This window comes from Enterobacter dykesii, from assembly GCF_008364625.2.
In the GTDB taxonomy this organism is placed as follows: Bacteria; Pseudomonadota; Gammaproteobacteria; order Enterobacterales; family Enterobacteriaceae; genus Enterobacter; species Enterobacter dykesii.
Genome location: NZ_CP126604.1, coordinates 3,297,345 through 3,321,387, shown reverse-complemented (window position 1 = coordinate 3,321,387; position 24,043 = coordinate 3,297,345). Strand labels below are relative to the sequence as shown.

23 protein-coding genes are annotated in these 24,043 nt (G+C 56.9%); 12 read left to right on the top strand and 11 right to left on the bottom strand.

Annotated features, from left to right (window positions below):
* Window positions 1-152 precede the first annotated feature (152 nt).
* The 3 genes from upp to F0320_RS15790 all read left to right on the top strand — a co-directional run bounded on the left by upp (window position 153) and on the right by F0320_RS15790 (window position 2,950).
* Window positions 153-779 carry a uracil phosphoribosyltransferase gene (gene upp / locus F0320_RS15800; protein ID WP_023308769.1) on the top strand — a complete coding sequence of 209 codons (627 nt, stop codon included), beginning with the start codon at window positions 153-155 and terminating at the stop codon, window positions 777-779.
* An 83-nt stretch (window positions 780-862) separates the two neighbouring features.
* Window positions 863-2,152, top strand: coding sequence for a uracil permease (gene uraA, locus F0320_RS15795; protein ID WP_047060720.1), 1,290 nt, complete (start codon window positions 863-865; stop codon window positions 2,150-2,152).
* A 96-nt stretch (window positions 2,153-2,248) separates the two neighbouring features.
* Entirely contained in the window at window positions 2,249-2,950 is a 702-nt protein-coding gene (locus F0320_RS15790; RefSeq protein ID WP_211438414.1) for a DnaA inactivator Hda, read from the top strand.
* Between the two features lie 16 nt (window positions 2,951-2,966).
* Here the strand turns inward: F0320_RS15790 and F0320_RS15785 are convergent, their stop codons facing one another.
* From F0320_RS15785 to celB, 3 genes are read right to left on the bottom strand one after another with little or no spacing between them, the layout of a single operon-like run.
* Window positions 2,967-4,388 (bottom strand): leucyl aminopeptidase family protein, encoded by a 1,422-nt coding sequence (locus tag F0320_RS15785; protein ID WP_126330045.1) that lies wholly within the window; start codon window positions 4,386-4,388, stop codon window positions 2,967-2,969.
* Window positions 4,388-5,344: a N(4)-(beta-N-acetylglucosaminyl)-L-asparaginase gene (locus F0320_RS15780; RefSeq protein ID WP_149323896.1), complete on the bottom strand. Its 957-nt coding sequence runs from the start codon at window positions 5,342-5,344 to the stop codon at window positions 4,388-4,390. Before F0320_RS15780 ends, F0320_RS15785 begins: the two co-directional genes overlap by 1 nt.
* A 3-nt stretch (window positions 5,345-5,347) precedes the next feature.
* Window positions 5,348-6,667: a PTS cellobiose transporter subunit IIC gene (gene celB / locus F0320_RS15775; RefSeq protein WP_024907562.1), complete on the bottom strand. Its 1,320-nt coding sequence runs from the start codon at window positions 6,665-6,667 to the stop codon at window positions 5,348-5,350.
* A 146-nt stretch (window positions 6,668-6,813) separates the two neighbouring features.
* Here celB and F0320_RS15770 point away from each other — a divergent pair, with 146 nt between their 5' ends.
* Complete coding sequence (locus tag F0320_RS15770) at window positions 6,814-7,638, top strand: helix-turn-helix domain-containing protein (protein WP_126329944.1); 825 nt, start codon at window positions 6,814-6,816, stop codon at window positions 7,636-7,638.
* On the opposite strand, the gene arsC is transcribed toward F0320_RS15770, so the two are convergent.
* Entirely contained in the window at window positions 7,635-7,991 is a 357-nt protein-coding gene (gene arsC, locus F0320_RS15765; RefSeq protein ID WP_023308762.1) for an arsenate reductase (glutaredoxin), read from the bottom strand. The two genes, F0320_RS15770 and arsC, sit on opposite strands and share 4 nt — an antisense overlap.
* Window positions 7,992-8,009: 18 nt before the next feature.
* A complete protein-coding gene (gene bepA, locus F0320_RS15760; RefSeq protein ID WP_126329942.1) occupies window positions 8,010-9,473 on the bottom strand; it encodes a beta-barrel assembly-enhancing protease in 1,464 nt (487 codons plus the stop codon).
* Between the two features lie 221 nt (window positions 9,474-9,694).
* Here bepA and F0320_RS15755 point away from each other — a divergent pair, with 221 nt between their 5' ends.
* Window positions 9,695-10,759, top strand: a complete 1,065-nt coding sequence (locus F0320_RS15755) for an AI-2E family transporter (protein ID WP_047652648.1) — start codon at window positions 9,695-9,697, stop codon at window positions 10,757-10,759.
* A gap of 95 nt (window positions 10,760-10,854) precedes the next feature.
* Here the strand turns inward: F0320_RS15755 and bcp are convergent, their stop codons facing one another.
* Both bcp and F0320_RS15745 read right to left on the bottom strand, forming a co-directional pair.
* The gene (bcp, locus tag F0320_RS15750) at window positions 10,855-11,325 is read right to left on the bottom strand and encodes a thioredoxin-dependent thiol peroxidase (RefSeq protein WP_094934579.1); all 471 of its coding nucleotides are present in this window, start codon (window positions 11,323-11,325) and stop codon (window positions 10,855-10,857) included.
* Complete coding sequence (locus F0320_RS15745; protein ID WP_033146171.1) at window positions 11,325-11,894, bottom strand: glycine cleavage system transcriptional repressor; 570 nt, start codon at window positions 11,892-11,894, stop codon at window positions 11,325-11,327. Before F0320_RS15745 ends, bcp begins: the two co-directional genes overlap by 1 nt.
* A gap of 145 nt (window positions 11,895-12,039) precedes the next feature.
* On the opposite strand from F0320_RS15745, the gene dapA reads away from it, so the two are divergent.
* The 6 genes from dapA to ypfH all read left to right on the top strand — a co-directional run bounded on the left by dapA (window position 12,040) and on the right by ypfH (window position 18,494).
* Window positions 12,040-12,918, top strand: a complete 879-nt coding sequence (dapA, locus tag F0320_RS15740; RefSeq protein ID WP_126329940.1) for a 4-hydroxy-tetrahydrodipicolinate synthase — start codon at window positions 12,040-12,042, stop codon at window positions 12,916-12,918.
* A gap of 16 nt (window positions 12,919-12,934) precedes the next feature.
* The gene (gene bamC, locus F0320_RS15735) at window positions 12,935-13,969 is read left to right on the top strand and encodes an outer membrane protein assembly factor BamC (protein WP_126329938.1); all 1,035 of its coding nucleotides are present in this window, start codon (window positions 12,935-12,937) and stop codon (window positions 13,967-13,969) included.
* 109 nt (window positions 13,970-14,078) lie between these two features.
* On the top strand, window positions 14,079-14,792 hold the full coding sequence (purC, locus tag F0320_RS15730) for a phosphoribosylaminoimidazolesuccinocarboxamide synthase (RefSeq protein ID WP_032659350.1): 714 nt from the start codon (window positions 14,079-14,081) through the stop codon (window positions 14,790-14,792).
* A gap of 120 nt (window positions 14,793-14,912) precedes the next feature.
* Window positions 14,913-15,779, top strand: a complete 867-nt coding sequence (gene ypfJ, locus F0320_RS15725) for a KPN_02809 family neutral zinc metallopeptidase (protein ID WP_126329936.1) — start codon at window positions 14,913-14,915, stop codon at window positions 15,777-15,779.
* A complete protein-coding gene (locus F0320_RS15720; RefSeq protein ID WP_149323895.1) occupies window positions 15,779-17,725 on the top strand; it encodes a tRNA(Met) cytidine acetyltransferase TmcA in 1,947 nt (648 codons plus the stop codon). The genes ypfJ and F0320_RS15720 overlap by 1 nt, the downstream gene beginning before the upstream one ends.
* Window positions 17,726-17,798: 73 nt before the next feature.
* Window positions 17,799-18,494, top strand: a complete 696-nt coding sequence (gene ypfH, locus F0320_RS15715; protein ID WP_047652645.1) for an esterase — start codon at window positions 17,799-17,801, stop codon at window positions 18,492-18,494.
* 38 nt (window positions 18,495-18,532) lie between these two features.
* On the opposite strand, the gene F0320_RS15710 is transcribed toward ypfH, so the two are convergent.
* Genes F0320_RS15710 through F0320_RS15700 form a run of 3 tightly spaced genes read right to left on the bottom strand, consistent with a single transcriptional unit; the run spans window position 18,533 to window position 20,243 of the window.
* Entirely contained in the window at window positions 18,533-18,730 is a 198-nt protein-coding gene (locus tag F0320_RS15710) for a hypothetical protein (RefSeq protein ID WP_023308751.1), read from the bottom strand.
* A gap of 24 nt (window positions 18,731-18,754) precedes the next feature.
* Window positions 18,755-19,882 carry a succinyl-diaminopimelate desuccinylase gene (gene dapE, locus F0320_RS15705; protein WP_047060712.1) on the bottom strand — a complete coding sequence of 376 codons (1,128 nt, stop codon included), beginning with the start codon at window positions 19,880-19,882 and terminating at the stop codon, window positions 18,755-18,757.
* Window positions 19,883-19,892: 10 nt separating this feature from the next.
* A complete protein-coding gene (locus F0320_RS15700) occupies window positions 19,893-20,243 on the bottom strand; it encodes an ArsC family reductase (RefSeq protein WP_126329932.1) in 351 nt (116 codons plus the stop codon).
* 387 nt (window positions 20,244-20,630) lie between these two features.
* Here F0320_RS15700 and ypfM point away from each other — a divergent pair, with 387 nt between their 5' ends.
* The gene (gene ypfM / locus F0320_RS15695) at window positions 20,631-20,690 is read left to right on the top strand and encodes a protein YpfM (RefSeq protein ID WP_015572204.1); all 60 of its coding nucleotides are present in this window, start codon (window positions 20,631-20,633) and stop codon (window positions 20,688-20,690) included.
* 109 nt (window positions 20,691-20,799) lie between these two features.
* Here the strand turns inward: ypfM and acrD are convergent, their stop codons facing one another.
* Window positions 20,800-23,913 carry a multidrug efflux RND transporter permease AcrD gene (gene acrD, locus F0320_RS15690; RefSeq protein ID WP_126329930.1) on the bottom strand — a complete coding sequence of 1,038 codons (3,114 nt, stop codon included), beginning with the start codon at window positions 23,911-23,913 and terminating at the stop codon, window positions 20,800-20,802.
* Window positions 23,914-24,043 lie beyond the last annotated feature (130 nt).

The following is a 24,043-nucleotide window of genomic DNA, read 5'->3' as shown; positions in this document are numbered from 1 at the left end:
CCCGGCAGAACCCCGCAAAAAAGCCGGAGCCCAGTCTCCGGCTTTTTTGTCTTTGCTTGATCCCTGTCAAGCAACATGGGTATGGCCTAATCTGAAAAAAGCGGTATAATCCCGCGATTTTTTTGCGGACGCCACCTCAGAGGAGAAAGAGAATGAAGATTGTGGAAGTGAAACACCCACTCGTTAAACACAAGTTGGGCCTGATGCGTGAGCATGACATCAGCACGAAGCGTTTTCGCGAACTGGCATCTGAAGTCGGCAGCCTGCTGACCTACGAAGCGACCTCTGATCTGGAAACCGAAAAAGTCACCATCGAAGGCTGGAACGGCCCGGTGCAGGTTGAGCAGATCAAAGGTAAGAAAATTACCGTGGTGCCAATCCTGCGAGCCGGTCTCGGCATGATGGAAGGCGTGCTGGAGCACGTGCCAAGCGCGCGTATCAGCGTGGTGGGTATCTACCGTAACGAAGAGACACTCGAGCCGGTTCCTTACTTCCAGAAGCTGGTGTCTAACATCGACGAGCGCATGGCGCTGGTGGTTGACCCAATGCTCGCGACCGGTGGCTCAATGATCGCCACCATCGACCTGCTGAAAAACGCGGGCTGTAACAGCATTAAGGTGCTGGTACTGGTTGCCGCTCCGGAAGGGATCGCGGCGCTGGAAAAAGCGCACCCGGACGTTGAACTGTATACCGCCTCTATCGACCAGGGCCTGAACGAGCACGGGTACATCATCCCGGGGCTCGGCGATGCCGGCGATAAGATCTTTGGTACGAAATAATCGAATAACGATAAATAAGCCGACTTTGATAGTCGGCTTTTTTTTGAATAAAACACCAACAATACTACACAGAGGAAAACACTATGACGCGCCGTGCTATCGGGGTGAGTGAAAGACCGCCGCTTTTACAGACTATCCCGCTTAGTTTGCAGCACCTGTTCGCCATGTTTGGCGCAACCGTGCTGGTGCCAATCCTGTTCCACATTAACCCGGCCACCGTGCTGCTGTTCAACGGCATCGGTACGCTGCTGTACCTCTTTATCTGTAAAGGCAAAATCCCGGCGTATCTCGGGTCGAGCTTCGCCTTTATCTCGCCGGTGTTACTGTTGCTGCCGCTGGGTTATGAAGTCGCGCTGGGCGGCTTTATCATGTGTGGCGTCCTGTTCTGCGTGGTGTCCTTCATTGTGAAGAAAGCCGGTACCGGCTGGCTGGACGTGATGTTCCCGCCTGCGGCGATGGGCGCCATCGTTGCGGTTATCGGTCTGGAGCTGGCGGGTGTGGCGGCGAATATGGCCGGCCTGCTGCCTGCTGACGGTCAGTCACCGGATTCCAAAACCATTATCATCTCGCTGGTAACGCTGGGCGTGACGGTGTTTGGCTCCGTGCTGTTCCGCGGCTTTATGGCGATTATCCCGATCCTGATCGGCGTGCTGGCGGGCTATGCGCTCTCCTTCGCGATGGGCGTGGTGGACACCACCCCGATTGCTCAGGCGCACTGGTTCGCCCTGCCAACCTTCTACACTCCGCGCTTCGAATGGTTTGCTATTTTCACCATTCTGCCTGCGGCGCTGGTAGTGATTGCGGAGCACGTCGGCCACCTGGTGGTGACGGCGAACATCGTTAAGCGCGATTTAATCCGCGACCCGGGCCTGCACCGCTCCATGTTTGCGAACGGTTTCTCCACCATCATTTCCGGTTTCTTCGGCTCGACGCCAAACACCACCTACGGCGAGAACATCGGCGTGATGGCGATTACCCGCGTCTACAGTACCTGGGTTATCGGCGGCGCGGCGATTATCGCCATTCTGCTCTCCTGCGTCGGTAAACTGGCGGCAGCGATTCAGATCATTCCGGTGCCGGTAATGGGCGGCGTTTCTCTGCTGCTGTACGGCGTGATCGGCGCCTCCGGTATTCGCGTGCTGATTGAATCCAAAGTGGATTACAGCAAGGCACAGAACCTGATCCTGACCTCCGTTATCCTGATCATCGGCGTGAGCGGTGCGAAGGTGCACATTGGTGCGGCCGAGCTGAAGGGCATGGCGCTGGCGACCATCGTCGGCGTGGGCCTGAGCCTGATCTTCAAGCTGATCTCGGTCATTCGCCCGGAAGAAGAAATTCTGGACGCGGACGAAAGCGAAAAAGCGTCACATTGATCGTATTACCGGGCGAGGGATCGCCCGGTTCTCTCCTTGCAGGTTCCGTGTTAAACTCCATTCCGATTTTACGTAGGATCTCTGGTTGAGGTATTTCTGAACGGACCGGCACAGCTCTCTCTGCCACTCTATCTCCCTGACGACGAAACTTTCGCGAGTTTCTGGCCGGGTGATAACCCCTCTTTACTGGCTGCACTGCAAAACGTGCTGCGCCAGGATCACAGCGGATACATCTATATCTGGTCACGCGAAGGCGCGGGGCGCAGCCATCTGCTGCATGCCGCCTGCGCGGAGCTTTCGGCGCGCGGTGATGCGGTAGGCTACGTGCCGCTGGATAAACGCACCTGGTTCGTACCTGAGGTGCTGGAGGGAATGGAACATCTCTCGCTGGTCTGCATCGATAATATCGAATGCGTGGCGGGGGACGAGCCGTGGGAAATGGCGATCTTTAACCTCTACAACCGCATTCTGGAATCGGGTAAAACCCGACTGCTGATCACCGGCGATCGTCCACCGCGTCAGCTCAATCTGGGGCTGCCGGACCTGGCGTCTCGTCTGGACTGGGGGCAAATCTACAAGCTCCAGCCGCTGTCGGATGAAGATAAGCTTCAGGCGTTACAGCTGCGCGCAAAGCAGCGCGGGTTTGAGCTGCCGGAGGACGTGGGGCGTTTCCTTCTCAAGCGTCTGGATCGCGAAATGCGCACGCTGTTTGACACGCTCGATCAGCTCGATCGCGCCTCCATTACCGCCCAGCGCAAGCTGACCATTCCGTTTGTGAAAGATATTCTCAAGCTGTAGTTGTGCCGGGTGGCGGCTAAATATCTCCCAGCAGGTGCTCAACCAAAAGTGGAATAGGTCTTCCCGACGCCACGCTCCGTCCGTTTTCACGCCAAAGAGCCGTACCGCTGATATCCAGATGCGCCCACGGAATGGTCGGCGGGCAAAAGTGGTGCAGCAGCCACGCCGCCGACGCACTGATTGCCGCATTGTTGGTCGGCGTGTTGCACAGATCGGCAATGGCGCTGTCGGTCTGTTTTTTCAGCCGCGCGTCCAGCGGCAGGGACCATACTTCATCGCCGCTCTGCTTACCCGCCAGCGTCAGCGCCGCACGCAGCGGTTCATCCTGCGTCATCAGCCCGCTCAGCTCATACCCCAGCGCCTTCACGACCGCACCGGTTAATGTCGCCATATCAATAATATAGCGCGCCTGCGGATGGCGCTGGCTGGCCCAGGCGATGGCATCCGCCAGCACCAGTCGGCCTTCGGCATCGGTATTGTTGATTTCAACTGTGGTGCCATTGCAGGCCGTCGCCACCGTGCCGGGCTGCATGGCGTCCGGGCCGATGGCGTTTTCCGCCAGCGCCAGCACGCCCATGATGCGCACGGGCATCGCCAGCTCTGCGATAGTCAGCATTAGGCCCATTACGTTAGCCGCACCGCACATGTCGTATTTCATGGTGTACATGCCCGCGCCTTCTTTCAGCCACAGGCCGCCGGTATCGAAGGTAATGCCTTTACCCACATAGCAGCGCACCGGGCCGTCGTTGACGCCGTCATAATGAAGAGCCAGCAGGCGTGGTGGACAGGTCGCCCCTTTGCCAACGGCGTGCAGCAGCCCCAGACCCTGCTCAGCAATAGCCTTTTCGTTCAGCACTTCGCAGCGCAGGGCGGGGAAGGCGGCACAGAGCCTTTGCGCCTCTTCCACCACAAACTGCGGCGTGCAGCGGTCGGACGGGATATCCGCCAGACGTCGCGCCGCGACCATGCCGCGGGCGATGGCCTGCTGCTGGCGGAAGATCCCCTCCAGTTTTGCCTGCTGTTCCGGCAGGCAGAGGGCGGTAATATGCGTAAGGCGCACCGCCGATTCATCCGTTTGCTTCAGCTTCAGGTCGCTCAGCCTGTGCGCCTGATTAAAGAGAAAACGCAGCACCTGCGCCAGCACCACATCGTCGATATCGGTAACGTCCAGTATCAGCTCGGGACTGGCGGGCGAGGCCAGCAGCGGGCGCAGCGCCGTCAGTAATCCTTCGCTCAGGCTGTCCTGCCAGAGGGCATCCGGTAGCAGGGTGATCCGGGCAAACGGGGCGCAGCCAAAGCGGGTATCAGCGATGCTGGCAGACTCGCGCATTTCCGCGACAAGCGCCGTTTCGGGTAGGTACGTACAGGAGGCGGCCGCAATCAAATGGCTTTGCGGAGCCGCGTCGGAAAGCGCACTGATAAACTGATACGTAATCATCATGACTCCTCAATCGGCGCGCGGATCCGCGCGGCATAGGCCTGCATCCACGCATCGTCTACCGGGTGATAATGCGTTTTCTCCCGCAGGCGTTCGGTACGAAAAACGGTGAGGGGCTGGCGAGCTGTCGCCACCACAAACGAGAAGGTTTTGATGTTGGTGGCGGCCCCGAATTCGCCCCTGTTGTTCATGCACACCACGGAGAGATCGCCCGCGCGGCCAAAGCGCGACATCAGCTTATCTTCCAGCTCGAACACCACCGAATCCGCCGCCTGCTGCGGCGTCATACCCTGCGCCATGCGGCGGACAATTTCGTAGCTGGTGCACCCTTTCATCAGATCTTCACCGACGCCCGTTGCGGTGGCCGCGCCGGTTTCACTGTCGCAGTAAAAGCCGGAACCGACGATCGGCGAATCCCCGAGTCGACCGCGTTTTTTCATGAACAGGCCGCTGGTGGAGGTGGCGACGCTCATTGACCCCTGTTTATCGAGGCCGATAACGCCGACGGTGTCATGCCCGTCGTAAGGGCTTAAGCCCTTATCCAGCGTCTCGCGGCAGCGTTTGCGGTAGTGCTGCATGGCGCGCTCGGTGAGCATAGTTTTGTCGGCAAAGCCCTGGCTCAGCGCCCATTCCCGCGCGCCCTGGCCGACCAGCAGGCTGTTGTAGCGCTGGCGGCTAAGCGCCTGTGCCACGCGCACCGGGTTGGCGATATCCACCAGGTTGCCCACGGCGCCAAACGCCAGCGTATCGCCGTCCATGTAGGCGGCGTCCAGCTCCACTTCACCATTTTCGGTGGGCAGCCCGCCGTAGCCGACGGATTTATAAAACGGAAAGTCTTCGACGGCGGCGACGGCATCAACCACTGCCGCAGAGACCTGTTTACCCGCAGCCAGCGCAGACGCCGACTCCGTAACGCCTTCAAGCGCCATTCTCCAGGTCGCGATAATTCCCCACATGCTTTACTCCTGTTTTGCAAGGGTGGTGTCGGTTTGCGTAACGGTGGCCATTTCCGCCGCGCGGTACTGTTTGTCCACGATACGCATAAAAGGCAGGTACAGCATGGCGCCAATCAGCAGGTTGATAAGCTGCATGACGCTGCCGCTCAGGTGTCCGGTAACGATAAAGCCGCTGATAACCGGCGGCAGCGTCCAGGGAATAAACACCCCGGTGGTGACGGCAACCGCGCCAATCTTCATCGCCGCATACTGCACGGTGACCAGCACCAGCGGCACCAGGTTGAAGGGGATGAGCATGATCGGGTTCATGATCACCGGCAGGCCAAACAGGATCGGTTCGTTGATGTTAAACACCGACGCCCCGGCGCCGAGGCGCGCCACTTCACGCATGTTTTTGCTGCGGGCGAAAATCAGCATCGCAATCACCAGCGACAGCGTAGCTCCCGCGCCGCCCATCCAGATCATGTCAAAAAACTGTTCGGTGATAATGTGCGGCGGCGTCGTGCCTGCCTGAATCGCGGCGATGTTGTCGGTCTGGTTCTCCATCCACAGCGGGCGAATGATGCCGTTGATCATCGAGCCGGAGTTAATGCCCACTGACCACAGAATGGTGATGCTGAACACCGTCATCAGCGCGCCAAAGTAAGAGGTGCCGTAGTGGCGCACCGGCGTGGCAACCACTTCGTAAATAAACTGGTGGATGGTGTTGTAGTGGGTGTTTTCAAACACGATGCGGATACCCAGCACCAGAATCATCACCAGCAGGGCCGGGATCAGCGCGGCGAACGACTCCTGCACCGCCGGAGGCACGCCGTCCGGCATTTTGATCACCAGTTTTTTGCGCTTGAGCCAGCAGAACAGCTCCGTCCACAGCAGGGAACCAATCATCGCTACGAACAGCCCTTTGCTGCCAATCCACTCCACCGGAATGACGGTAATACCGCCGTTTTCCGCCACTTTGATAAAGGGCGTCAGGATGAGAAAGGCGACCAGCGCCAGGATACCGCAGGAGATGCGGTCTTCACCGTAGTGTTCCGCCAGGCGGAAGGCGACCAGGAAGCTGATGAACAGCGACATGGTGGAAAACACCGCGTTGAACGGGATTTCTATAATGGCGCTCCAGCTCTCACCAAAGGCCTGAGACATAAACTGCTGATAGGCTTGATTCGGGAACGACGAGATCACCAGCAGAATAGAGCCGACGATGATAAACGGCATGAAGGACACGTAAGCGCCGCGAATGGCCCCGAGATGACGCTGCTGGGCCGTTTTGGCTGCCAGCGGCATCAGTTTTGCTTCAAGAAATCCCAGAACATTGTTCATTGTGAACTCCGTACAAGATTGAGGGGGGTGGTTTATGTTATGTCTGAGGATTATCAGTGAAGCGTGGCGAGCGAAAGGTGAAATCGGTCACAAAGCAATCGCTGGTGTATTATAAATCTCATAAGATTGGTTACGAGGATCCTGCGATGGAAATTAAACTGCATGCTAATGCCACCACGACGCCGCGCATCCGTCGCTATCTTCAGCAGTCAGATAAAAGCGACAGGGAGCTGGCTACCGAGCTGGGCATTTCGGTCACTACCGTCAGGCGCTGGCGCAACCGCGAGCAGGTTTCGGATAACCACACGACGCCAAAAGTGATACACAAAGCGTTGAGACAGGAACAAGTTGCGCTGGTCAATGCCCTGCGGGATATCACGGGTGCCCCGCTGGACGAACTGCTGCAGATGGTCAATAGCGGACTCGGGATCGCCGTGTCCCGAGCGACCCTGAACCGCTACCTCAAACCGGCTTCGATAAAGCAGAAGGGCGCGACGTTGCAGGGAAAAAAGGCGCTGAAGGCAGGTATCGTGCCGCAAAAACTCCTTTTACATTATCAGCCTCTGTCGCTGCATATGGACGATGGCGGAGAACAGCATCTGCTGTGGGCGCGTGAACCCGTGAGTGGCTGGTGCTACGCCCGGCTGTACGCGGGCATTTCTCCGCAGCTGCTGGCCCGCTGGGCGAACGACGCGCTGGAAGCCTGTCCGGCTGATATTCAATCTGTTGAGACTTTTGGTTTCGAGGTGAAGCTTGAAAAACGCAATACCACCGTGACAGTGCATCCGCAGCAGTACCGCGCCCTTCAGGTTGATCTGCCGCTATGTGAAATCATCCCACGTCTGAACAGCGAACCGGCAGGCGAGCTGTTGATCCAGCTGTGCGAAATTTACAACCGCGGAAAAGCGCAGAAAAAGCTGGGAGAGAGTACGCCGCAGGCCTTTCTGGAAGCGCTGCGGCATAAGGACTAGAGGATCTCGAGCACGTCTTCCGGCGGGCGTCCAATGCGCGCCTGGCCGTTCGCCACCACAATCGGGCGCTCAATCAGCTTTGGATTTTCAACCATCGCCTGGATCAGCTCAGCCTCGGTGAGACGGCTGTCATCCAGGTTAAGCGACTTATACAGATCTTCTTTCTGGCGCATCAGCTCTCTTGCACTGCCCATTCCCAGCATGTGCAGCAGCTGGCGGAGGGTTTGCGCGTCAGGTGGGGTGTCGAGGTACAGCACCACTTCCGGCTCAACGCCGTTAGACTTCAGCAGGCTCAGGGTGTCGCGGCTCTTGGAGCAGCGAGGGTTGTGATAAATTTTTACGGCGTCTGTCATGACGTGAATTCTCCTTTATTACATCTTCTCGTACGGCTTAAAGCGCTGCTGCAGGCCGCGCAGCTGATCGATACGCGCGTCGTAACGGGCCTGCTGTAGGCTGCCGAGCTTGACCTGCGAGCTGGCGCTGCTGAGCGCGGAAATCGCCTGATCGAGACGGCCCACCAGGGCAAAACCTTCGGCACGCGCCGCCAGCTCCTGATCGCGATTGCCAAGCTGCGCTTGCGCCTGAGCGAGCAGATCCCAGCCGTTTTGATCGTCTTTATTATTAAAGGTGTAGCGGTTCAGAATGGTCGCCGCTTCGCCAGGCTGGCCGCCCTGTAAGTAAGCGTTCGCCAGGTTAAGCTGCAGCACCGGGTTGGTACGGACGTCTTTCGCCCCTTTCAGACGGTTAATCGCATCGGCCGTTTTCTTCTGCCCCAGATCGATATCCGTCGAGAGATCGAGATACCACGGGTTGTTCGGGTCGGCGACCAGAAGCGGTTGCAGCGCTTTACGCGCCTCGTCGTATTTGCTGGCTTCCATCGCCTGGAGCGCCTGACCATACTGCGCGGCGTTTTTCTCACGCACGTTGCCTTTCGCCAGGGTATCCAGCAGGTCGCTGGTGAGCTGGTTACGCCCGGAATTGTACATTCCAAGCGTTCTCACTTTCGCCATGTAGAAATCCTGCGAAGACTGGACCACCACCGGACGCATCTGGTTGGCACGGTTACGCGCGTCCGACAGTCGGCTTTCCGGCAGCGGGTGAGTGAGCAGAATTTCCGGCGGACGGGAAGAGTAACGCGCCTGATCGAGCAGTTTTTCCAGGAAACTCGGCATGGCCTGCGGGTCAAAGCCCGAACGCTGCAGCACCTGAATCCCGATGCGGTCCGCTTCCTGTTCGTTTTGCTGGGTAAAGCTGATCATCCCCTGGCGCGTTCCCGCCAGCGTACCGGTCAGAGCCGCCATCCCGGCCTGCGGGCTGGCCATCGCCAGCAGAATAGAGCCCAGCGCGCCCACCCAGGTGAGGGGGGCGTTACGTTTCTGGTCTTCCATCGCTCGCGCCAGGTGGCGCTGGGTAACGTGCGAAATTTCGTGCGCCATCACCGAGGCCAGCTGGCTTTCGTTGTCAGAGTAACGGAATAATGCCGAATGCAGCACCACGTTACCGCCAAAGAAGGCGAAGGCGTTGATTTCGTCATTATTGATTAAATAGAAATGGAAGGGCGTTTTTACCGAGTCGGCGTGCGCCACCAGACGCATTCCCAGCCCGTTGATGTACTGTACCAGCAAAGGGTCGTTGATCAGCGGGGCGCTGCCGCGCAGCTGGCGAACATAGTAATCCCCCATTTGCATCTCTTGCCCAATAGAGAGCGTGCTTCCTGCTGTGGTGCCCATGTCCGGCAATGAATCGGACGAGTCAGCAAAAGCGGGCAACACCTGACCGACCGTCACCGCGGCAATCAGCGTTGCAACCAGTGTTTTTCTCAACTGCCTGAACATAACCACTGTCCTGTATGTTGGATGTGCTAATTTGACCGATGAACCGGCATAACGTTCATCTCTGCTGCTCTGCGAGTGTAGCCGTGTTACAGCATGAAGAAAATCCCATTCATCAGGCTTTTGCGGATTACGATCGGGATACAAAAAGCGAAAGTCTTTTTTGTGACAGTTAGATACAATTCACCGTCTCACTCCCGCCATTCGATTCAGGGAAGGGTTGTATGCTCGAAATGTTAATGCAGTGGTACCGGCGTCGGTTCAGCGACCCGGAAGCCATTGCTTTGTTGGTTATTCTGGTTGCCGGGTTCGGTATTCTGTTCTTCTTCAGCGGCCTGCTCGCTCCCCTGCTGGTGGCGATCGTGCTGGCGTACCTGCTGGAGTGGCCGACGGCGCGACTGGAGCATATCGGCTGTTCCCGCCGCTGGGCGACCAGCATTGTGCTGGTGCTGTTTGTCGGCATCCTGCTGTTGATGGCCTTTGTGGTGATGCCGGTCGCCTGGCAGCAGGGAATTAACCTGATCCGCGATATGCCCGGCATGTTGAATAAACTCTCTGATTTTGCCGCCACGCTGCCGCGCCGTTACCCGGCCCTGATGGATGCCGGGATTATTGACGCGATGGCCGAAAATATGCGCGCCCGCATCATGACGATGGGCGATTCGGTGGTGAAGTACTCTCTGGCCTCGCTGGTCGGGCTGCTCACGCTGGCGGTTTACCTTGTGCTCGTGCCGCTGATGGTCTTCTTCCTGGTGAAAGATAAAGATCAGATGCTCAACGCCGTGCGCCGTATTCTGCCGCGCAACCGCGGGCTGGCAGGGCAGGTCTGGGAAGAGATGAACCAGCAGATCACCAACTACATTCGCGGCAAGGTGCTGGAGATGATTGTCGTGGGGGTAGCTACCTGGATTGGCTTCCTGATTTTCGGCCTGAACTACTCGCTGCTGCTGGCGGTGCTGGTCGGATTTTCGGTTTTGATCCCCTACATTGGCGCGTTTGTGGTGACCATTCCTGTTGTTGGCGTCGCGCTGTTCCAGTTTGGGCTGGGGACAGAGTTCTGGAGCTGCTTTGCGGTGTACCTGATTATTCAGGGCCTGGACGGTAACCTGCTGGTACCGGTGCTGTTCTCTGAAGCGGTGAACCTGCATCCGCTGGTGATTATCTTATCGGTTGTGATTTTCGGCGGGCTGTGGGGATTCTGGGGCGTGTTCTTTGCGATTCCGCTGGCGACGCTGATTAAGGCCGTGGTCCACGCGTGGCCGGATGTGCCGGCGGTGGAAGAGAAGTAGGTTTTGTGAGGCCTGATGCTCTCACTCCGCCCCCCTTCCGTAGGGAGAGGAGAAAACACGAAAAACGGCAACCTGTGTTGCCGTTTTGCTGTTTATCAGGCGTTCTCTTTCAGCCAGTTCAATACCACGTCGTGGTGGTTACTGGTTTTGAAGTCGTCAAACACATGTTCAACTTTACCGTCAGCGTCAATCAGGAAGCTGATGCGGTGAATACCGTCGTAGGTTTTACCCATAAACGTCTTCTCGCCCCAGACGCCGAACTGCTCGCACACCTGATGATCTTCATCAGAAAGCAGCGTGAAGTTCAGTAGCTCTTTTTCAGCAAATCGTGACAGCTTTTCTGGTTTATCCGTGCTGATACCCAGCACTTCCACGCCGACTTTTTTCAACTCGTCCATGTTGTCGCGTAAGCCGCAGGCCTGTACGGTGCAGCCGGGGGTCATGGCTTTCGGGTAGAAATAGACCAGAACACGCTGTCCCTGGAAGTCGGTCAAATTTACTTGCTCGCCGTCTTGATCCGGTAAGCTAAATTTCGGTGCGATGTCACCGGCTTTCAGTGGGTTCATTACTCAACTCCATCCTGTTCGTGCTGCGAATAATTGACGACGCTTATACTGCCCTGCGCGTTTAATTCTGTACAGAGGGCTTTGAACGCTTGCTCGATATTTGACGCATCCTGTGAGGCAGGGCTGTGCGCGGTAATTTGAATAAACAGCACCGGAAGACCATGGTCATCGCTTGTCTGCGTACGGGAAACCAGTTCGGCAATATTCATCTGATGATTGTCAAAAAGCGCGGTGAAACGCTCAATCAGATGCGGTGAATCAGGCACTTCAACCTGCACCCAGACGGTAGAAGGCAGTGCCGGACGCGGACGCGCAGTGGTGCGCTTCATGACAATCAGCAAATCCAGTTCGGCCCCCTTCAGCGGCAGGGTCGATTCAATCAACGTAATGGCGTTCCATGTCCCGGAAAGCAACATAATAAATGTGAACTCTTCGCCAAGCATCGCCAGACGGCTGTCTTCGATATTACAGCCGCAGCTGCTTACGTGACGGGTGATGGTGTTCACGATACCCGGCCTGTCGGCACCCAGCGCAGTGATAACCAGGTAATGTTGTGATGAGGTTGTCAAACCTGTTCTTCCTTTGCATGGTTAAGTCTTCCTAAGGAAAGCATAAAAAAAACATGCATACAACCGCCTGAGAGCCTCAGGTCGCTTGCTTTTATTACAGTTCCAAACGTAACATTGAGGCTCTTGTTCGCACAGAGGATGGCTCATGTTCACGGGAAGTATTGTCGCGCTTGTAACACCGATGGATGAAAAAGGTAACGTCTGCCGGTCAAGCATGAAGAAGCTCATTGATTACCATGTCGCCAACGGAACCTCGGCGATCGTTTCGGTAGGGACTACCGGTGAATCCGCAACGCTGAGCCACGACGAGCACGGCGATGTGGTTATGCTGACCCTGGAACTGGCTGACGGACGTATTCCGGTTATCGCGGGCACAGGCGCGAATGCAACCGCAGAAGCGATCAGCCTGACCCAACGTTTTAACGACAGCGGCATTGTTGGCTGTCTGACGGTGACCCCTTATTACAACCGTCCTACTCAGGAAGGTTTGTTCCAGCACTTCAAAGCCATCGCTGAACATACTGACTTGCCACAAATTCTGTATAATGTGCCGTCCCGTACCGGTTGCGATATGCTGCCGGAAACCGTTGGTCGTCTCTCGGAAGTAAAAAATATTATCGGTATTAAAGAGGCGACAGGGAACTTAAGCCGCGTTCATCAGATCAAAGAGCTGGTTTCAGACGACTTTATCCTGTTGAGTGGTGATGATGCGACCGCGCTGGACTTTATGCAGCTCGGTGGCCATGGCGTGATCTCCGTAACGTCAAACGTTGCGGCGCGCGATATGGCTGAAATGTGCAAACTGGCCGCAGCCGGTCACTTTGATGAAGCGCGCGTCATTAATCAGCGTCTGATGCCGCTGCACAATAAATTATTTGTCGAACCCAATCCGATCCCAGTGAAATGGGCATGTAAGGAATTGGGGCTTGTAGCAACCGATACGCTGCGTCTGCCAATGACACCGATTACCGACCACGGTCGTGACATCGTTAGGGCGGCGCTAAAGCATGCCGGTTTGCTGTAGAGTTTAGGGAGATTTGATGGCTTATTCAGTACAGAAGTCGCGCCTGGCGAAGGTTGCGAGTGTTTCGCTTGTTATGCTGCTCGCTGCCTGTAGTTCAGATTCGCGCTACAAGCGCCAGGTGAGCGGTGATGAATCCTATCTGGATGCGACCCCGCTTGCTGAACTTCACGCACCGGCTGGTATGATCCTGCCGATTCAGAACGGCGATTATAATATTCCCGTGACCAACGGCAGCGGCCCGGTCGGTAAAGCGCTTGATATTCGTCCGCCAGCACAGCCTCTGGCGCTGGTCAGCGGGGCGCGTACCCAGTTCACCGGTGATACGGCGTCTCTGATGGTTGAGAGCGCGCGCGGTAGCACGCTGTGGCCGCAGGTTGTCAGCGTCATTCAGTCGAAGAACTACACCATCGATAAACGCGATGACGCCAGCCAGACGTTAACCACCGACTGGATCGAATGGAACCGTCTGGATGAAGACCAGCAGTACCGCGGTCGTTATCAAGTCTCCGTTAAACCACAGGGTTACCAGCAGGCGGTTAACGTTAAGCTGTTGAACCTGGAGCAGGCGGGTAAACCGGTTGCGGATGCCGCGTCCCTGCAGCGTTACAGCACCGAAATGCTGAACGTGATTGCCGCAGGTCTGGATAAGACCGCTACCGATGCCGCCAACGCAGCGCAGAGCCGCAACGGCGCGACCTTCGATGTGCAAAGCGGTGCGGATGATACCGGCCTGCCAATGCTGGTGGTGCGTGCACCGTTTAACCAGACCTGGCAGCGTCTGCCAGCGACGCTTGAAAAAGTGGGCATGAAAGTGACCGACAGCACGCGTTCAACCGGCAGCATGACGGCAACGTATAAGCCGCTCTCCGACAGCGCATGGCAGGAACTGGGCGCGAAAGATCCTCAGCTTGCCTCCGGTGACTACAAGATTCAGGTAGGCGACCTTGATAACCGCAGCAGTCTGCAGTTTATCGATCCAAAAGGTCATACGCTGACCCAGTCGCAGAACGATGCGCTGGTCGCTGTCTTCCAGGCAGCATTCAGCAAATAAATACGAGGGCTGGTGAATCCAGCCCTTTTTATTTTAGTGCCACGCAAACGTGTGCGTGGCATAATATCCCCAGTTTTGAACACAAATCATCACACCAGGAGTAATGAAGATGCAGAAGCAAGCTGAGTTGTATCGTGGCAAAGCGAAGACCGTATACAGCACGGAAAACCCGGATCTGTTGGTGCTCGAGTTCCGCAATGATACGTCAGCAGGGGATGGCGCACGCATTGAGCAGTTCGATCGTAAAGGCATGGTGAACAACAAGTTCAACCACTTTATTATGACCAAACTGGCCGAAGCGGGCATCCCGACCCAGATGGAAGCGTTGCTGTCCGATACGGAATGTCTGGTGAAAAAACTGGATATGGTTCCGGTTGAGTGCGTTATTCGTAACCGTGCGGCGGGCTCCCTGGTGAAGCGTCTGGGCATTGAAGAAGGTATCGAACTGAACCCACCGCTGTTCGACCTGTTCCTGAAAAACGATGCGATGCACGACCCTATGGTCAACGAATCCTACTGCGAAACCTTCGGCTGGGTGAACCAGGAGAACCTGGCGCGCATGAAAGAGCTGACCTACAAAGCCAACGACGTGCTGAAAAAACTGTTTGATGACGCGGGCCTGATCCTCGTCGACTTCAAGCTGGAGTTTGGTCTGTTCAAAGGCGAAGTGGTGCTGGGCGATGAGTTCTCACCCGACGGTAGCCGCCTGTGGGATAAAGAAACCCTGGATAAAATGGACAAAGACCGTTTCCGTCAGAGCCTGGGTGGCCTGATTGAAGCGTACGAAGCGGTTGCTCACCGTTTAGGCGTTAAGCTCGACTAACTCCCTCACTTGCCAAAGGATGTTCTCATCCTTTGGCGTCTTACCCTTGTTTCCTATGGTAATCTTGCCGTTAACCGCCTACGATCATAGCTATTATAAATGGAATAGTTCGAGGTGGTTATGCGCTGGCAAGGGCGTCGTGAAAGTGACAATGTAGAAGACAGACGCGGTGATGGCGGCGGTCCTTCAATGGGAGGACCTGGCTTCCGGTTACCCAGCGGCAAGGGCGGGATAATCCTGCTGATTGTCGTGCTGGTTGCGGGGTATTACGGCGTCGATCTCACTGGTTTAATGACCGGTCAGCCGCTGCAACAGCAGGAGCATTCTCAGCGCTCCATCAGCCCGAATGAAGATGAAGCGGCCAAATTTACCTCCGTTATTCTCGCCACAACAGAAGACACCTGGAGTCAGCTGTTCGAAAAGATGGGGCGTACCTACCAGCAGCCGAAGCTGGTGATGTACCGGGGGGCAACCCGCACCGGATGCGGTACCGGGCAATCTGTGATGGGGCCGTTCTACTGCCCGGCAGACGGCACCGTCTATATCGATCTCTCTTTTTACGATGACATGAAACGCAAGCTTGGCGCTGACGGTGATTTCGCCCAGGGCTACGTGATCGCGCATGAAGTCGGCCATCACGTGCAAAAGCTGCTGGGGATTGAGCCCAAAGTGCGCCAGCTTCAGCAAAATGCGTCTCAGGCTGACGTGAACCGCCTTTCCGTTAAAATGGAACTGCAGGCCGACTGCTTCGCGGGCGTCTGGGGCCACAGCATGCAGCAGCAGGGCGTGCTGGAATCCGGCGATCTTGAAGAGGCGTTAAATGCCGCTCAGGCTATCGGTGATGACCGCCTTCAGCAGCAAAGCCAGGGGCGCGTCGTGCCGGACAGCTTCACTCACGGTACCTCACAGCAGCGCTATAGCTGGTTTAAACGCGGCTTCGACAGCGGCGATCCGGCGCAGTGTAATACCTTCGGCAAAGCGATGTAATGCTGGAGCTTGAACAGCTGATAAGCGAGCTTGAGCGCACCGGCCATCGTCGGCTGGTGGTGCTCAGCGGCGAGGCGCAGTGGACGTTAACCCAGGCGCTGGCCCTGCGTGACGCCTTGCCCGGAGACTGGGTAAGGCTTGACGAACATCCTTCAAAAGCCATCATCGGCCTGCTGGGACGCGAGTTCCGGCATGCCGTTTTTGACGCCAGCGCCGGGTTTGATGTTGCCGCATTTGCCGCCCTGAGCGGAACGCTTAGCGCCGGAAGCCTTCTGGTGCTGCGGGTTCCGCCGCTCGACGCGTGGCCCGGGTTGCCTGACAGCGATTCACTACGCTGGAGCGACAGCGCCGAAGCGATAGCCACGCCGCATTTTGTCCACCATTTCTGCCGGACGATTGACGCCGATCCCGACGCGATTGTCTGGCTTCAGGGCCGCGCGTTTTCCCTTCCGCCTTTACCCGACGCGCCAGACTGGCAGCCTGCCAGCGGCGCCCCACAGCGCGAGCAGGCTGAGATCCTGGATGTGCTGCTGGGGATGCCGGGTGGCATTGTGGCCGTCACCGCCGCGCGCGGGCGCGGAAAATCAGCCCTGGCGGGCATGTTGCTGAACCGCATTGCGGGCAGCGCCGTGGTTACCGCGCCGTCGAAGGGGGCGACGGATATCATCGCCCGCTTTGCCGGAGATCGTTTTCATTTTATGGCCCCGGACGCGCTGCTTGCCTCTTCACGCCAGGCTGACTGGCTGATTGTCGATGAAGCTGCTGCTATCCCCGGACCTCTGCTGGAAAAGCTGGTTGCCCGTTTCCCTCGCGTGCTGTTGACCACCACGGTGCAGGGCTATGAAGGGACGGGCCGGGGATTCCTGCTTAAATTCTGCGGTCGGTTTACCGGGCTGCAGCGCTACAGCTTATCTACACCGGTACGCTGGGCGGCGGGCTGCCCGCTTGAGCGGGTCGTCGCCAGCGCGCTGTTGTTTGACGACACGCTGATCGACCGACGTCCGGAAGGGGAGGTGCGTTTAACGTCTTTGACGCCGACGGCATGGGAAAGCCGCCCGGCGCTTGCAGCGAGCGTATACGAGCTCCTCTGCGCGGCGCATTATCGCACTTCGCCGCTCGATTTACGCCGCATGATGGACGCGCCCGGGCAGCAGTTCTCCGTTGCCGAGACGAATCCCGTTATCGCCGGGGCGCTCTGGCTGGTGGAGGAGGGCGGGCTCTCACCTGAGCTTAGCCGCGCCGTGTGGGCGGGGTACCGGCGTCCGCGCGGTAACCTGGTGGCGCAGTCTCTGGCGGCGCACGGCGGCTCTCCGCTGGCGGCGACGCTCAGAGGACGACGGGTGACCCGCATTGCCGTCCATCCTCACCGTCAGCGGGAAGGGATTGGCCAGGCGCTTGTTCGCGGCGCCAGCGGTGAAGATTATCTTTCGGTGAGCTTTGGTTATACCGATGAGCTGTGGCGTTTCTGGCAGCAATGTGGGTTTGTTCTGGTGCGGATGGGCAGCCATCGTGAAGCCAGCAGCGGCTGCTACACCGCGATGGCGTTGCGGCCGCAGAGCGAGGCCGGGCGTCAGCTATGTGAAAAGGCGCAGCAGCGTCTGAAGCGCGATGCGCGGGTGTTATCGGCCTGGAACGGTGAAAAGATCCCCGTGGAAGACGGCTGGGAAGCTACCCTTAATAATGACGACTGGCTGGAGCTGGCGGGGTTTGCGTTTGCACACCGGGCGTTTTCAACCTCGGTTGCCGCGCTGACGCGGCTGTTGTTAGCCGTGGACATGCCGCTTCCGGCCCTGCGTGGGAAAATGGACGGAAAAACGGAAGACGTCGGGCGAAAAGCGTTGCTGGCAACGTTGCGAAATGAAACCGCGCAAGCGCTTGAAAGCCTTGATTATCCGCGCTGCCAGCAGTTGAAAGAAGACATTTTGCAATGGCAATTTTTTCAATGACTTCTTCAGTAAAGTGGCATGGTCATTCACGTCGGGAGGCGTAGAATCCAGGTCATCTATTAAGGAGACCACCATGAAACACGACCATTTTGTTGTTCAAAGCCCTGACAAACCGGCTAAACAGTTACTGCTTCTGTTTCATGGCGTAGGTGATAATGCCGTCAATATGGGTCAGATTGGCAGCTGGTTTGCGCCCGTTTTTCCGGAGGCATTGATTGTCAGCATCGGTGGCGTAGAGCCATGTGGTCCGAACGGACGCCAGTGGTTCTCTGTGCAGGGCGTGACGGAAGAGAACCGTCAGGCTCGCATTGACGCCATCATGCCGACCTTTATCGACATCGTCCGCTACTGGCAGCAGCAGAGCGGCGTGGGTGCTGACGCGACCGCGCTGATTGGCTTCTCGCAGGGGTCAATCATGTCGCTGGAAAGCGTAAAAGCGCAGCCGGGTTTGGCTTCACGGGTGATAGCGTTTAACGGCCGCTTTGCGACGTTACCGACAAGCGCGACCACGCAGACCACGATCCACCTGATCCACGGTGGCGAAGACCGGGTGATTGAGCTCTCGCATGCGGTTGCCGCTCAGGAAGCGCTGATTCGCGAAGGGGGAGACGTGACGCTGGATATCGTGGACGATCTGGGCCACGCGATTGACGACCGTAGCATGCAGTTCGCGCTCGATCGTTTGCGCTATACCGTACCAAAGCACTACTTTGATGAAGCGCTCAGCGGCGGCAAGCCGGATAACGATGATATTGTAGAGTTTATGTGAGGTTTCCCCCTCTCCCGGGGAGAGGGGAAACTTAACGATTACTTCTTCTGGTCCTTGTTCGGCCAGTCGTCGTCATCGTCCCACTTGTCGTTAAAATCACGGTGCGGGGGAAGATCCGGTTTGTTGGCGAGAAATTTTTTATGGTCAACGCGCTTAAGATCTTTAATCACGTTAAGCAAAACGCCAACCAGAAAAACTAACACCAGAATCCACCAGTACTTTGAAAGCCAATCCATTCGCTATTCCTCTCAGAGCGTTCGTCAGGCGACGAGTTGCTCCATAATACGTTGATACATACGGGCCAGCAGTTGCAAATCTGCCGCATTGACACACTCATTGATTTTATGAATGGTTGCGTTCACTGGACCCAGTTCGACAACCTGGGCACCCATACGGGCAATAAAGCGTCCGTCTGAGGTGCCACCCGTTGTCAGCAGCTGTGGCTTAATTTCATTATAGTGCTCGATGGCGTTCACCACCGCATCCACCAGTTTGCCACGTTGCGTCAGGAACGGCTGGCCTGAAAGCCACCACTCCACGGTGTAGCGCAGGTGGTATTTTTCCAGCAGGGCGACGACGCGCGCCTTGATCATCTCATCGGTCAGTTCGGTGCTGAAGCGGAAGTTAAACTGGACGAAGTAATCACCCGGGATCACGTTATTGCTGCCGGTCCCGGCCTTGACGTTCGCAATTTGCATGCTGGTCGGCGGGAAGAATTCGTTGCCTTTGTCCCACTCGATACCCACCAGCTCGCTCAGCATCGGCGCAGCGCGATGGACCGGGTTATCGGCCAGGTGCGGATAAGCAACATGCCCCTGAACGCCGTGAATGGTCAGGTTACAGGTCAGCGAGCCGCGACGACCGTTTTTGACGACGTCACCCACCACTTCGGTACTGGACGGCTCACCGACCAGGCAGTAGTCGAGACGCTCGTTACGGGCCATCAGCGCCTCAACGACCTTCACGGTGCCGTTATGGGCGCTGGCTTCTTCGTCGGAGGTGATTAAAAACGCGAGACGGTTTTTGTGGTTCGGATGCTGAGCCACAAAGCGCTCTGCCGCCACGACCATTGCCGCCAGAGAGCCTTTCATGTCTGCCGCGCCGCGACCAAACAGCATACCGTCGCGGATAGTCGGCTCAAACGGTGGGTTAATCCAGCGATCCGCGTCACCGGCGGGAACGACGTCAGTATGCCCGGCAAAGGCCAGCGTTTCGCCCTGGCCGCGCCACGCCCAGAAGTTCTGGGTATCGCCAAAATCCATGCGTTCAACGGTAAAACCGATGGCACGCAGGCGTTCAATCATAAGAGCCTGACAACCTGCGTCGTCCGGGCTAAGGGAAGGACGGCGAATAAGCTGCTGAGTCAGCTCAATGACCGGGCATGACATAAACTACACCTCAACGAAAAAAGTCGGAATAAAGGGTTTCACTGAAACCCAGCAGCATAGGCTGCCCTGGCGCGCAGAGCAATGGGCGTTTGATAATTGCCGGCATCTCGAGCATCAGTTTTGCCGCGCTGTCAGCGTCGTTGATGCTGGCGCGCAGAGATTCGTCCAGTTTACGCCAGGTGATACCGCGGGTGTTCAGCAGTGCTTCCCACCCCAGTTCGCCGATCGCGCTATGCAGAAATTCTGCATCAAGCCCGTCGGCTCGGTAATCGTGGAAGCGGTACTCTAGGTTGTTTTCTTCCAGCCAGCGGCGGGCTTTTTTGATGGTGTCGCAATTTTTAATGCCGTACATCACAACCATGGTGAATCCTTTTGACCTAATGATGATTAAATGTTCAGTAAATTCGAAGATATATCCTTAAGTAGAATATAACACATTGAGGAATCGTCTGGATTTACGCTTCATCTTAATTCAACTCACATCTGTACGCTGAATATTCTTTCATCATTTAAGCATAGATGTCCATAAGGTTTAAATTTCGAATAAACTCAGCGGGTAAAATAAAACTCACCCGTCCGTGGGGTTATTTCAAAATATTGCTAGCCGTCACAAAAAATTGAGGCCTCTCCGTTCATATTTATCATAAATCCCCGCAGGACGTGGGGTACAATCACAGCAATTGGTTAAATAGTCTTCACAATGATGGTCCGTTTTTGTAGAATGCGCATAATAATAAGAGAGGTTGTTATGATTGAACGTGAACTGGGGAACTGGAAAGATTTTATCGAAGGCATGCTTCGTAAATGACATTCAGTAAGAATTGCAAGAGCACTAAAATAAGTAAAATAACCATAGTGTGAATTAATCACACAATAAAAAGGCGGCCGATAAAGCCGCCTTTTTTTATTTCAATCACTTACTCAGCACGTTCCTTTAGCGGGAAGCGGCGACGCACCAGCACAAAGAACAGCGGAACGAAGTAAATGGCCAGAATGGTGGCCGAAATCATGCCGCCCATGACCCCTGTGCCGACGGCATGCTGGCTGCTGGAGCCTGCGCCCGTACTGGTTGCCATCGGCAGCACACCAAAAATAAACGCCAGCGACGTCATCAGGATCGGGCGTAAGCGCTGACGGCAGGCGTGCAGCGTGGCGGCCATCAGTTCATGGCCTTTAGCATTCATCTCGTTGGCAAACTCAACGATCAGAATGGCGTTTTTCGCCGATAGCCCAATGACGGTGAGCAGGCCCACCTGGAAGTAAACATCGTTCTCGAGGCCGCGCATCCAGGTCGCGAGCAGCGCACCGATAACCCCAAGGGGCACGACCAGCATGACCGAGAACGGGACCGACCAGCTCTCATACAGTGCGGCAAGGCAGAGGAAGACCACCAGCAGCGAGAGCGCGTAAAGGGCCGGGGCCTGCGCCCCTGAGAGACGCTCCTGGTAAGACATGGCCGTCCACTCGAGACCAAAACCAGCCGGCAGCTGCTGGACCAGTTTTTCCATGGTGTCCATGGCGGTACCGGTGCTGACGCCCGGCGCGGCTTCCCCGACGATTTCAACCGCAGAATAGCCGTTATAGCGCTCCAGGCGTGGCGATCCGCTCTCCCAGTGCGATGTCGCAAAGGCAGAAAACGGCACCATGCCGCCAGCGTTATTCCTGACAAACCAGCGGTTTATATCATCCGGCAGCATGCGGAACGGCGCGGCGGACTGGACATACACTTTTTTCACGCGGCCGCGATCCATAAAGTCATTCACATAGCTCGAGCCCCACGCCGTTTGCAGGGTGTCGTTGATATCGTTGATCGACACGCCCAGCGCCTGCGCCTTACGCTGGTCGATATCCACCTGGAGCTGCGGGCTGTCATCCAGACCGTTATGGCGAACGCGGGTCAGGCCGGGATCGTTGCCCGCCAGCGCTAACAGCTTATCGCGTGCCGCCATCAGCGCCGTGTGGCCCGCGCCGGCGTGATCCTGGAGCTCCATATCGAACCCGGCGGAACTGCCCAGCCCGCTTATCGCCGGCGGGCTGCTGGCAAAGACGCGCGCCTCTTTGATGTGCGCAAAGGCTTTTGTCGCACGTTCAATGATGGCAAACGAGGTGCCCGTCCGGGTATCGCGCTCGTCCCAGTCCTTCAGGCGGACGAACATGCGGGCGACGTTTTGCCCGTTTCCACCCGGCCCGGAGCCGACGGTAGAGAAGACCGACACAACGTTATCTTTCTCTTTGGTGAAGAAGTACTGCTCCACTTTCTGGACCACTTTCAGCGTCTGCTGCTGCGTTGCGCCGCTCGGGAGCTGCACCGAGGTGGTGAACATGCCCCTGTCTTCCATCGGCAGGAACGAGGTGGGGAGATGCATAAACAGCCAGACCATGCCGCCCAGCAGCACAACGTAAATCATCATCCAGCGCAGGCTGCGATGGAGCACCCCACCGACGGCAGATTCATACCGCGCGGCATTGCGGTCGAACATCCGGTTAAACCAGCCGAAGAACCCTTTTTGCCCGTGATGCTCCCCTTTGTGCAGCGGTTTCAGAATGGTGGCGCACAGCGCGGGAGTGAGGATCAGCGCCACCAGCACGGAGAGCACCATCGCCGAGACGATGGTGATCGAGAACTGGCGGTAAATCGCCCCGGTGGTGCCGCCAAAGAAGGCCATCGGGATAAAGACGGCCGACAGCACCATCGCAATCCCGACCAGCGCCCCCTGAATTTGCCCCATGGACTTGCGCGTCGCCTGGCGCGGAGAGAGTCCTTCTTCGCTCATGATGCGCTCGACGTTTTCAACCACCACGATGGCATCATCCACCAGAAGGCCGATTGCCAGCACCATCGCAAACATCGTCAGGGTATTAATGCTGTACCCGAACGCGTAAAGCACCGCAAAGGTCCCCAGCAGCACCACGGGAACGGCAATGGTTGGGATCAGCGTCGCGCGGAAGTTTTGCAGGAACAGGTACATCACCAGGAACACCAGCGCGATGGCTTCCAGCAGGGTCTTAACCACGTCCTCGATCGACGCTTTTACGAAGGAGGTGGTTTCATAGGCGACTTTGTACTCCAGCCCGTGCGGGAAATACTGAGAAAGCTCGTCCAGACGGTCTAACACCAGTTTCGCCGTGGCCATTTCGTTTGCGCCGGAGGCCAGTTTAATCCCCAGACCGGAGGCCTGATTGCCGTTAAAGCGGCTCAGGTAGTCGTATTTTTCCGCCCCCATTTCCACCGTGGCGACATCGCCCAGACGCACTTCCGATCCGTCCTGATTCACGCGCAGGGTGATGTTGCGGAACTGGTCCGGCGTCTGCAGCAGGGATTGCGAATTAATGGTGGCGTTCAGGGCTTGCTTATCAATGGAAGGCGTTCCCCCCAGTTGCCCCACGGCAATCTGGGCGTTCTGGGCCTTTATGGCATCCGTCACGTCGGTTGCCGTCATCTGGTAGCTGTTGAGCTTGTTGGGATCGAGCCAGATGCGCATGGAGTACTGTGAGCCGTAGGCGTCGATATCCCCGACGCCGTTAATCCGGCTGATGGGATCCTGAATATTACTGGCGACGTAGTCCGCGATGTCCTGTTTATCCATCGAGCCATCGGTCGAGACAAACGCGATGGTCAAAATGTTGGTATCGCCGGTTTTACGCACGGTCACGCCCTGGTTCTGCACCGCCTGGGGCAGCTTGCGCATAGCCGACTGCAGCTGGTTTTGCACCTGCTGCACCGCTTCGTCCGGGTCGGTGCCCGCCTTAAAGCTCAGGGTAACCGTCGCCTGACCCGTGGCGCTACTTTGCGAGGACATGTACATCAGGTTATCCAGACCCGTCATGTTCTGCTCGATAACCTGCGTCACGGTGTTTTCCAGCGTTTGTGCGGAAGCGCCGGGGTAGTTTGCGGTGACGCGCACGTTAGGCGGTGCCAGATCGGGGTATTGCTCAACAGGAAGTGAAGTAATCGCCAGGACGCCTGTCAGACACAACAGGATGGCAAGCACCCAGGCAAAAATGGGGCGATCGATGAAAAAATTCGCCATGAAAGTGTGACCTCGTTTTGCTGCACGTCATTATTGTTTATTGCCCGCATAACTTTAGCGGTAAGGCCCAGGTCAAACGTGGAGAAATAAAGGAGATAATGTAAATTATCATGCGCTTTTTCCTGCGCGT

Excerpts from the sequence above, each read along its gene's own strand:
- dapA (WP_126329940.1), top strand. The coding sequence starts at position 12,040 with ATGTTCACGGGAAGTATTGTCGCGCTTGTAACACCGATGGATGAAAAA.
- bcp (WP_094934579.1), bottom strand. The coding sequence starts at position 11,325 with ATGAACCCACTGAAAGCCGGTGACATCGCACCGAAATTTAGCTTACCG.
- F0320_RS15770 (WP_126329944.1), top strand. The coding sequence starts at position 6,814 with ATGGAAATTAAACTGCATGCTAATGCCACCACGACGCCGCGCATCCGT.
- F0320_RS15700 (WP_126329932.1), bottom strand. The coding sequence starts at position 20,243 with ATGGTTGTGATGTACGGCATTAAAAATTGCGACACCATCAAAAAAGCC.
- F0320_RS15710 (WP_023308751.1), bottom strand. The coding sequence starts at position 18,730 with ATGGATTGGCTTTCAAAGTACTGGTGGATTCTGGTGTTAGTTTTTCTG.
- purC (WP_032659350.1), top strand. The coding sequence starts at position 14,079 with ATGCAGAAGCAAGCTGAGTTGTATCGTGGCAAAGCGAAGACCGTATAC.
- arsC (WP_023308762.1), bottom strand. The coding sequence starts at position 7,991 with ATGACAGACGCCGTAAAAATTTATCACAACCCTCGCTGCTCCAAGAGC.
- bamC (WP_126329938.1), top strand. The coding sequence starts at position 12,935 with ATGGCTTATTCAGTACAGAAGTCGCGCCTGGCGAAGGTTGCGAGTGTT.
- F0320_RS15785 (WP_126330045.1), bottom strand. The coding sequence starts at position 4,388 with ATGATTACGTATCAGTTTATCAGTGCGCTTTCCGACGCGGCTCCGCAA.
- ypfH (WP_047652645.1), top strand. The coding sequence starts at position 17,799 with ATGAAACACGACCATTTTGTTGTTCAAAGCCCTGACAAACCGGCTAAA.
- dapE (WP_047060712.1), bottom strand. The coding sequence starts at position 19,882 with ATGTCATGCCCGGTCATTGAGCTGACTCAGCAGCTTATTCGCCGTCCT.
- F0320_RS15780 (WP_149323896.1), bottom strand. The coding sequence starts at position 5,344 with ATGTGGGGAATTATCGCGACCTGGAGAATGGCGCTTGAAGGCGTTACG.
- uraA (WP_047060720.1), top strand. The coding sequence starts at position 863 with ATGACGCGCCGTGCTATCGGGGTGAGTGAAAGACCGCCGCTTTTACAG.
- ypfJ (WP_126329936.1), top strand. The coding sequence starts at position 14,913 with ATGCGCTGGCAAGGGCGTCGTGAAAGTGACAATGTAGAAGACAGACGC.
- celB (WP_024907562.1), bottom strand. The coding sequence starts at position 6,667 with ATGAACAATGTTCTGGGATTTCTTGAAGCAAAACTGATGCCGCTGGCA.
- bepA (WP_126329942.1), bottom strand. The coding sequence starts at position 9,473 with ATGTTCAGGCAGTTGAGAAAAACACTGGTTGCAACGCTGATTGCCGCG.
- F0320_RS15755 (WP_047652648.1), top strand. The coding sequence starts at position 9,695 with ATGCTCGAAATGTTAATGCAGTGGTACCGGCGTCGGTTCAGCGACCCG.
- upp (WP_023308769.1), top strand. The coding sequence starts at position 153 with ATGAAGATTGTGGAAGTGAAACACCCACTCGTTAAACACAAGTTGGGC.
- acrD (WP_126329930.1), bottom strand. The coding sequence starts at position 23,913 with ATGGCGAATTTTTTCATCGATCGCCCCATTTTTGCCTGGGTGCTTGCC.
- F0320_RS15720 (WP_149323895.1), top strand. The coding sequence starts at position 15,779 with ATGCTGGAGCTTGAACAGCTGATAAGCGAGCTTGAGCGCACCGGCCAT.